Below are 9,697 nucleotides of genomic sequence, written 5' to 3'. Positions count from 1 at the left end.
GGCGAGGTCGTCGCGCAGGGTGAGGGCGCGCGGGGCGCCGTCGGCGGTGACGGCGTAGGCCACCAGCCTGCGCCTTCCGGGGGCGTCCTCGCGGATGACGGCGCAGGCCGAGGTGACGCCGGGACGGGCGAGGAGCGCAGCCTCGACCTCACCCAACTCGATGCGGAAACCGCGGAGTTTGACCTGGTCGTCGGCGCGGGACACGTACTCCATCAGCCCGCGCCGGTTCCACCGCACGAGGTCGCCGGTGCGGTACATGCGGGCACCGCCGGTGTCGAACGGGTCGGCGACGAAGCGCTCGGCGGTCAGGCCGGGGCGCCCCAGGTAGCCGCGCGCGAGGTTGGGCCCGGCGAGGTACAGCTCGCCCGTGACCCCGGTGGGTACGGGGCGGAGCCGGGTGTCGAGGACGTAGGCGCGCATGGTGTCGACGGGCCGGCCGATCGGCACGGTGTCCGCCGCGTGGCCCTCGGCGTCCTCGGGGACGCGGTGGGCGGTGGCGTCGATGGTGGCCTCGGTCGGGCCGTACAGGTTGTGCGCCTCGGCGTGCCAGGTGCGGGCGATGTCGTCGGCGAGGGCGCGGGGCAGCGGTTCGCCGCCGCACAGGACGGCGCGCAGCGCGGGGAGCGGTGCCGCGTCGGCGGTCTCGGCGAGGACGAGCGCGAGGTGCGAGGGCACGAACTGGGCGACGGTGACGCCGAACCGGCCCATCCAGTCGACCAGCGCCCGCGGGTCCTGGTTGACCCCGTCGGGCAGCACGCACAACTCGGCGCCGTTCATCAGCGGCAGCCACAGCTCCCACACGGAGGCGTCGAAGCTGGTGGAGGTACGGGCGAGAACCCGGTCGCCCCGGGTCAGCGAGAGGTGCCCCGCCATCCAGGCCATGTGGTTGGCGAGTGCGCCGTGCGGCACGGTCACGCCCTTGGGCCGCCCGGTGGAACCGGAGGTGTAGATGACGTACGCCGGGTCGGCGGGGTGGATCGGCTGCCCCGCCCCGCTTCTGCCGGGGACGAGTCGCTCCGGGTCGAGCCACGGTACGTCGGTGGGCGGGAGGGTCTCGTGGACGTCGCGGGTGGTGAGCAGCAGGACCGGGCGGGCGTCGGTGACCATGTGCCGGATGCGGGTGGCCGGGTAGCGCGGGTCCACGGGCAGATAGGCGGCCCCGGCCCGCAGGACGGCCAGCATGGCGACGACGGAGGTGACGGACGGCGGCAGGGCGAGCGCGACCAGCGTCTCGCGCCCGGCGCCGTGCTCCCGCAGTGCGTGGGCCAACGTGTCGGCGCGGTCGTCCAGTTCGGCGTAGGTGAGGCTGGTGCCGGCGTCCCGTACGGCGGTGGCGTCCGGGGTGCGCGCGGCCCACTCGCGGACCGCTTCCGGTGCGGTGAGCGCGGGGAGCGGGCGCTGGGTGCCGTGTCCCTGAGCGAGGAGGCGGTCGCGTTCGCCGGGACCGAGCGGGTCGAGGTCGCCGAGGCGCCGGTCGGGGTGTCGCACGGCCTCGGTGAGGACGCGGGCGAACCGGTCGCACAGGTCGCGGGCGGTGGCCTCGTCGAAGAGGTCGGTGGCGTATTCGAGGTAGCCACCGATGCCCCGGGCGGGCTCGCTCCGGTCGGCGGGGGCCGCGTTCTCGGTGAGCGAGAAGGTCAGGTCGAACTTGCTGATCCCGGTGTGTCCGGAGCGGTCGCGGCTGGTGACGCCGGGCAGGTCGATCCCGGCCCGCTCCTGGCTCTGGAGTACCAGCATGGTCTGGAAGAGCGGGTGGTGGTCGCCGGAGCGCTCGGGGTTGACCGCCTCCACCAGCCGCTCGAAGGGTATGTCCCCGTGACTGAACGCGGCGAGGTCGAACTCCTTGACCCGGCACAGGAGTTCCCGGAACGTGGGGTCACCGGAGAGGTCGGTGCGCAGCACGAGGGTGTTGACGAAGAAGCCGACCAGGTCGTCCAGCGCCTCGTCCGCGCGTCCGGCGACCGCCGTGCCGAGCGGGATGTCCTCGCCCGCGCCGTGGGCGCGCAGGGTCACGGCGAGGGCGGCCTGCAGCACCATGAACGGGGTGCAGCCGGCCGCGCGGGCCAGCCCGGTCAGCGCGGCGTGCGCAGCGGCGGGCAGCTCGAAGGGCACCGCACCGCCGCGATGGCTCGCAACGGCCGGGCGCGGCCGGTCCAGCGGGAGTTCGAGCAGGTCGGGGGCGCCGTGCAGCGCCTCGCGCCAGAAGGCGAGCTGCCGCCCGGCGAGGCTGTCCGGGTCGCCATCCTCGCCGAGCAACGCCCGCTGCCACAGGGCGTAGTCGGCGTACTGCACCCGCAGCGCGGGCCAGTCGGGCGTGTCCTCCCCCGCCACCCGGGCCCGGTAGGCGGCGCCGACGTCCCGGCTCAGCGGGGCGAGGGACCAGCCGTCGGCGACGACATGGTGCGGGACCAGGACCAGGACGTGCCGGTCGGCAGCGAGCCGCAGCAGCCCGGCGCGGAAGGCGACACCCCCGGCGAGGTCGAAGGGGGCGCCGGCCAGCCGGGCCACCGCCTCCTCGGCCCACACCTCGGCGTCCGCCCCGGCCGGGGGCTCCTCGACGGCGAGCGGGACCAGCTCGGCGGCGTGCGCGGCGTCCAGGACGACCTGCCGGGCCACCCCGTCCTCCTCCGCGAACACCGTGCGCAGGCTCTCGTGCCGGGCCACCACGTCGGCGAGGGCGCCGCGCAGGGCGTCGGTGTCCAGCGGGCCTTCGAGGTCGAGGACGAGCGGCACGTTGTAGGTGTCGCCGGAGTCCTCGGCCCGGTTGAGGAACCAGAGCCGCTGCTGCGCGAAGGACAGCGGCACCGTGTCGGGCCGGTCCTGCGGGACGAGCGCGGGGCGTGCCGCACCGGAGGTGTCGAGCACGGCGGCCAGCGAGGCGACCGTGGGGTGCTCGAAGAGGGTCCGCAGGTCGAGTTCGGCGCCGAGTGCGGTACGCACCCGGCCGGTGAGGCGGGTGGCGAGCAGGGAGTGGCCGCCGAGGGCGAAGAAGTCGTCGTCCACGCCGACCGCGTCCACGCCGAGCACGTCGGCGAACAGCCCCGCCAGCACCTCCTCGTGGGGGGTGCGCGGGGCACGCCCGGCGGCCGTGGCGGCGCGGGGCGCGGGCAGCCCACGGTGGTCGAGCTTGCCGTTGGCGTTCAGGGGCAGCGCGTCGAGCAGGACGAACGCGGACGGCACCATGTAGGCGGGCAGCGCCCGGCCCACGGTCCGGGCGAGCGCGGCGGCGTCCGGGGCGGTGCCGGGTTCGGGGACGACGTAGCCGACCAGGCGCGGGTCGCCGGGCACGTCCTCCCGGACCAGGACGCGGGCGGAGCGTACGGCGGGGTCGGTGAGCAGGGTGTTCTCGATCTCGGCGGGCTCGATACGGAACCCGCGCAGCTTGACCTGTCCGTCGACGCGCCCGGCGTACTCGATGTCGCCGTCGGCGGTCCAGCGGGCGAGGTCGCCGGTGCGGTACATCCGGGCCCCGTCCGCGTCGTACGGGTCGGCCACGAACCGGGTGGCGGTGAGCCGGGCGCGGCCCAGGTAGCCGCGGGCCACGCCCCGGCCGCTGACGTACAGCTCGCCCACCACGCCGGGCGGCACCGGGCGCAGGCGGTCGTCGAGGACGTAGGCGTTCATGCCGTCCAGGGGGCGGCCGATCGGGGGTACGCCGCTCGTGCCGGCGGCCACCTGATGGCGGGTGGCGAAGGTGGTGGTCTCGGTGGGGCCGTACACGTGCAGGACGCGGGTGCCGGGGGCGGCCTCGGCGACCCGCTGGGTCAGACCGGGTGCGGCCGCCTCGCCGCCGGTGGAAACCAGGCGGAGTCCGGCGAAGGCGGCCGGGTCGGTCTCGGCGACGAGGTTGAACAGCGAGGTCGTCAGGAACAGCGAGGTGACGCCGTACCGCTCCGTCATCTCCCTGAGCACGCGCGGCTCCAGGCCACCGGGCGGGGCGACGACCACCCGGCCGCCGTTGAGGAGCGGCACCCAGATCTCGAAGGTGGAGGCGTCGAAGACGTAGGCGGAGTGCATCAGCACCGCGTCAAAGACGCCGTCCCGCCAGGCGGAGTCGGCGGCCAGCGCGAGGACGTCGTCGTGCGTGACGCCGACGCCCTTGGGGAGGCCGGTGGAGCCGGAGGTGAACATCACGTAGGCGAGGCGGTCACCCCGTTCCACCGCGCGCGGGGTGCCGGGCCGCTCCGGGGCACCGTGCAGAAGGGCGCCGCGCTCGTCCACCACGAGGACGGGGAGGGTGGCGGCCCGCTCCGTGACCCAGTCCGCGTCGGCGTTGGCCGCGTCCACGACCAGGGCGCGGACCCGGGCGGTCCCGGCGACGCGGTCCAGCCGGCCGGCGGGCCATGCGGCGTCCATCGGTACGTACGCGGCCCCCGCGCCGACGGCGCCGAGTGTGGCCGTCACCACGGCGGCCGACCGGTCCACCAGCACCCCGACACCGTCCTCGGCGCCGACGCCCCAGCCGCTCAGCGCACCGGACAGCTCATCGGCCGCCTCCGCGAGCTCGCGATAGGTGAGGGTGTGCGCACCGGCGACGACGGCCGGGGCGTCCGGGGTACGGCGGACCTGCGCGGTGAACGCCCGCGGGAGCGCGGTGTCCCCGGCGGGCAGTTCGGTCCCGCGCCCCCGCGCGAGCACCTCGGCGGTGGCGGTGTCGTCGAGCAACGGGATCTCGGCGAGCGGCGTTTCGGCGTCCGCCCCGGCCACGGCCGTGAGGAAGGAGACGACGGCGTGCTGGTGCAGCCGGACGTCGTCCGGGTGGTACAGCTCCGGATTGGTGTCGAAGCCGATCAACGGCCCCTGTCCCTCGGAGCGTTCGGAGACGAAGAGGGACACGTCGTCCACCGGGCCGATGGACAGCAGCCGGGAGGTGGCGGTGCTGCCGCCGAAGTCGAGGCCGTACTCGAAGCCCATGATGTTGACGACGACGTCGGTGAGGCGGGCCCCGTCGTCCGCCATGTTCAGCTCGCGGGCGAGCTGTTCGCGGGAGAAACGGCGGTGGCGCATCGCGCCGCGCATCTCGGCGGCGACCGCGCGGACCAGGGTGCCGACCGTCATGTCCGGGGTGACGGCCAGGCGCAGCGGCAGGATGTTGGAGGTCATGCCCATGATGTGGCGCAGCCCCGCGTGCCGGCCGTGCGAGGCGAGGCCGATCCTGACGTCGCGCGTGCCGGTGACCCGGGCGACGTAGGCGGCGACCGCGCTGACCAGGACGGCGGTCCAGGTGGTGCGGCTGTCCCCGGCGAGGCGGCGCAGTTCGTCCAGGACGGTGACGGGGAGGGTGTCGCCGGAGTGCAGCTCCACCGGCGCGTCGGAGGCGGTGTGGGGGGCCGGGGCATCGGTGCGGCGGCGGACGAGCGGGGTGGCGGCGCGGGTCCCGTCGTCGGAGGCTTCCCCGGCCGGGGTGGTGAAGCGGCCGGTCCAGTAGGCGCGGTCGGCCTCGGTGCGGCCGGAGGCGCGGTAGGCGGCCTCCTCGTCCACCAGCTCGCGCAGGGGCGCGGCGGTGACGTCGTCGGTGTTCTCGCCCCGTACCGCACGGGTGTAGAGGTCGGCGACAGTGCGGGCGAAGAGGGCGCCGCTGAGGCCGTCGACGGCGATGTGGTGGTAGCGGATGTACCAGAAGTGCAGGGTGGGGCCGAGCCGCAGCAGCGCGAAGTGGTGGCGCGGGGAGTCGAGTCGGTCGACGGTGGCCATGTCGTCGGCCATGTACCGTTCCGCCGCCGCGGTCGGGTCTTCCTCACCGCTCAGATCCACCCGATGGAGCCGGCTCGGGGCGTCCGGTCCGGGGCGCACCACCCTCTGGCGAATCGTTTCACCGTGAGTGACGAACTCCAGGTGAAAGCTGTCGTGGAGGTACACCGCGCGGTCCACCGCGGCGGCGAATAAAGCCTCGTCGAGGCCGCCACGGATCTCCAGGCATTCCCCGATGTTGTATTTGGGACTGTCCGGATCCACCAGCTGCCCATACCACACACCCTGTTGGGCGGCGGTCAGTTCGAACGATTCTTCGGGCGTCACTGAGAACGCGGCCGAGCGGTTTTCACGCATGCGGGATCAACCTTTGGGGAGAGGTTCCGGGGACGGTAAGGAAAGCGGGGGCATAACGAACGCGCGCACGGCCGCTCGCCCCACGGCTATTCCGTGACGGTGAAAGGAAGAGAGTGCGTCTGCGAGATGTCGAACACGGTCGCGCCCATCCGCACTTCCGTTTACCGGCGCACGAGTGCCCGCCGCATCCACGCGCGTCGACCCCGCGGCCGGGCGGGCCGCCGGGACGTCCAGGAGCGGGAACGGGAACCGGCGCGAGCGTCTCGCCGGCGGTGACGATCGTCCGGCGCGCCGACGCGACGGCCTCCCCGGGCGAGAGCGGCGCCCAGGGGGTCACATGGCGGCGAATGCCGTACGACCAGGCATGACACCCCGGACGGGCCGGGGTTCGCGGGCCGACCTATCCGTCGGCCGCCATCGCCCGCACCAGGCTGGCGGGCCGCATGTCGGTCCACTGGGCCTCGATCGCGTCCAGGCACTCCTGGCGCGACCCCTCCGGGCCCTCGGCCCGCCAGCCGCCCGGCACGGCGAGCGTCGCCGGCCAGAGCGAGTACTGACCCTCTTCGTTCACCAGCACCAGGAACTTGCCCGACTCATCGTCGAAAGGATTGACCACGACGCCCCCCTTGGCGGCACGTACATCAGCTTGTTTTTCCGAGCCGCCGCGCATTCCGTTTCCGCGGCTCCCGGACTGCTTGCCCGATCCGCACGGTGTGTCAGATCGAACGAAGGAGCGAAGCGCTCCGTCCCCGAGATGACAGTTCCCGTGCGGCCGGTCGGAACCAGACTGCCCGGACCCTGTCCATTCACACTCATCACACTAAGGGAAAGTCCACGATCGGAGGTACTCGTTCGATCGATTACCGACGGGTAATAGAGCGCGCAATAATCGCCTGCACTGCCTTTGGCATATGCCCAATGGCATTCAGCATTCATCATTTGGCCAACAGGTGTCCTGAGTAGGGTATTTCCGCCGTATATGACCCATGTCGATCCGGCCGAGCCGGCGCATGTGCCGCCACGCTCTCACTTGAGCGCATATGACTCCGCACCACGCACCCGTGCGCCGACCGTGCGCCCCGTTTCCACCCGTGACGCCTCGGCGCACCGACCAGATCAGGACACGGGGGCCGAAGAACAGACCGCGCGCCCCGCTTTTGGAACGACCGGTATCCGGCCAAGGTGGGCACCGGCTCCACTCGAAGCCTTAAGGGTCTGTCATGGCTGACGAATGATCAATAACCTTACGGAACAAGCCATTCACGGTCTCGACGGAGCATCATGACCACTGCGGCACAGATACCCGACATCCTCTCGCCCGAGTTCGCAGCGGACCCCTACCCGGCCTACCGGCTGATGCGGGAGTCCGCGCCCCTCATCTGGCACGAAGCCACGCAGAGTTACATCATCTCGCGCTACGAAGACGTCGAACGTGTCTTCAAGGACAAGGACGGCGAGTTCACCACCGACAACTACGACTGGCAGATCGAGCCGGTCCACGGCAAGACGATCCTCCAGCTCAGCGGCCGTGAGCACGCGGTGCGCCGCGCCCTGGTCGCCCCCGCCTTCCGCGGCCGGGACCTGCAGGAGAAGTTCCTGCCCGTCATCGAACGCAATTCGCGCGAACTGATCGACGCCTTCCGGCACTCCGGCTCCGCCGACCTGGTCACCGACTACGCCACCCGGTTCCCGGTCAACGTGATCGCGGACATGCTCGGCCTGGACAAGGCCGACCACGCGCGCTTCCACCGCTGGTACACCGCCGTCATCGCCTTCCTCGGCAACCTGTCCGGCGACCAGGAGGTGGCCGCGGCCGGCGAGCGCACCCGCGTGGAGTTCGCCGAGTACATGCTGCCGATCATCCGCGAGCGCCGCGAGAACCTCGGCGACGATCTGCTGTCGGTGCTGTGTGCCGCCGAGGTCGACGGGGTGCGGATGAGCGACGAGGACATCAAGGCGTTCTGCAGCCTGCTGCTCGCCGCCGGCGGTGAGACCACGGACAAGGCGATCGCCAGCATCTTCGCCAACCTGCTGAGCCACCCCGACCAGCTCGCCGCCGTCCGGGCCGACCACAGCCTGATCCCCCGGGCGTTCGCGGAGACCCTGCGCTTCACTCCGCCGGTGCACATGATCATGCGGCAGTCCGCGACCGAGGTGAAGCTCAGCGGCGGCACCATCCCGGCCGGGGTCACCGTCACCTGCCTGATCGGCTCGGCCAACCGGGACGAGAACCGCTACCGCGAGCCGGACCGCTTCGACATCTTCCGCGAGGACCTCACAGCCACCAACGCCTTCTCCGCGGCCGCCGACCACCTGGCGTTCGCGCTGGGCCGGCACTTCTGCGTGGGCGCGCTGCTCGCCAAGGCGGAGGTCGAGACCGGCGTCGCCCAACTGCTGGACGCCATGCCGGACCTGCGCTTCGCCGACGGCTTCGACCCGGTCGAGCAGGGCGTGTTCACCCGCGGCCCCCAGGCTCTTCCGGTGCGGTTCAGCCCCACCGCCTGACCCGCGCCCCGCCGGGCCCCCTCCTCCGGGGGCCCGGCGGGCCACCGGCTATCCGTCGACCGGGGTGAACCGGACCGGCAGGGTGGTCAGCCCCCGCATCCAGATGGACGACCGCCAGGTCAGGGTGTGCGGGTCCACCGCGAGCACCAGGTCGGGCAGCCGCTCCAGCAGTGTCTCCACGGCGGTGCGCGCCATGACGTCCGCGAGCAGCGGCGCCGGGTACGGGCACCGGTGCTCGCCGTTGCTGAACGACAGGTGCGCGGCGTTCTCCGCGCCGACGTGGCCCTCGGGCCAGAGACTCGGATCGGTGTTGGCGGCGGCCAGCCCGAGGACCAGGCAGTCGCCGGCCCGGATCTGCCGGCCGCCGAGCTGGGTGTCCCGTACCGCCCAGCGTCCGATGAAGTTCTGGGTGGGCGTGTCGAGCCAGAGCACCTCGTTCAGCGCCTCGCCCACGCTGACCCGGCCGCCGGACACGCTGAGTTCGAACCGCTCGTCGGTGAGCAGCAGGCGCAGCGCGTTGCAGATCCAGTTGGCGGTGGGCTGCTGAGCGGCCGCGATGACCGAGATCAGGTCCTGGACGATCTCCTGGTCGCTGAGCCCCGCCGGGTGCAGCACCATCCGCGAGGTGACGTCCTTGCCGGGGTCGGCCCGCTTGTCCTGGACCAGCCGCACCAGCCGCTCACCCACGCGCCCGTAGGCCGCCACCGGGTCGTCGCCCTCGGCCGCGTCCAGGGAGATCCGCAGGTCGTCGACGAGCTGCTGGGTGTCGGCGCCGGAGATCGGCATACCGCACATCTGCACCACGGCCCGCATCGGCAGTGCGTGCGCGTACGACGACATCAGCTCGGCCTGACCGCTGCCGGCGAACCGGGCGATCAGCTCGTCGGCGATCAGCTCGCAGTCGCGGGCCAGCTCGAACTGGTCCACCCCGGACAGCGCCTCGGTGATCACCCCGGCCCGCCGCCGGTGCTCCTCCCCCTCGGTGAACAGCACCGAGGGCTGGTAGCCGACGAAGGGCATCAGCGGCCAGTCCGGCGGGATGTTGTCCCACTGGTTCCAGCGGCGCGAGTCCCGTGCGAACAGCTCGTCGTGGCTGGTGACCTGCGCGACCTCGTGGTAGCCGAGCACCAGCCAGGCCGGGATG

Annotated in this window: 4 protein-coding genes; 1 reads left to right on the top strand and 3 read right to left on the bottom strand. The window is 72.7% G+C overall.

Features of this window, described 5'->3' with window-relative positions:
* Together CCN33_RS09935 and CCN33_RS09930 are read right to left on the bottom strand one after the other, a co-directional pair.
* The coding region (locus CCN33_RS09935) for a non-ribosomal peptide synthetase (RefSeq protein WP_140394500.1) at positions 1-6,048 on the bottom strand (6,048 nt) is incomplete at its 3' end.
* A gap of 400 nt (positions 6,049-6,448) precedes the next feature.
* Positions 6,449-6,664, bottom strand: a complete 216-nt coding sequence (locus CCN33_RS09930; RefSeq protein WP_086693285.1) for an MbtH family protein — start codon at positions 6,662-6,664, stop codon at positions 6,449-6,451.
* A gap of 665 nt (positions 6,665-7,329) precedes the next feature.
* Here CCN33_RS09930 and CCN33_RS09925 point away from each other — a divergent pair.
* Entirely contained in the window at positions 7,330-8,553 is a 1,224-nt protein-coding gene (locus tag CCN33_RS09925; RefSeq protein ID WP_086693284.1) for a cytochrome P450, read from the top strand.
* Between the two features lie 48 nt (positions 8,554-8,601).
* Here CCN33_RS09925 and CCN33_RS09920 read toward each other — a convergent pair.
* On the bottom strand, positions 8,602-9,697 hold a 1,096-nt coding region (locus CCN33_RS09920; RefSeq protein WP_107483920.1), incomplete at its 5' end, for a cytochrome P450.

Origin of the sequence: Streptomyces recifensis (assembly GCF_002154615.1) — a bacterium.
Lineage (GTDB): Bacteria > Actinomycetota > Actinomycetes > Streptomycetales > Streptomycetaceae > Streptomyces > Streptomyces griseoluteus.
The sequence above is the reverse complement of the archived record's forward strand: the minus strand, read 5'-3'. Positions and strand labels throughout refer to the sequence as shown.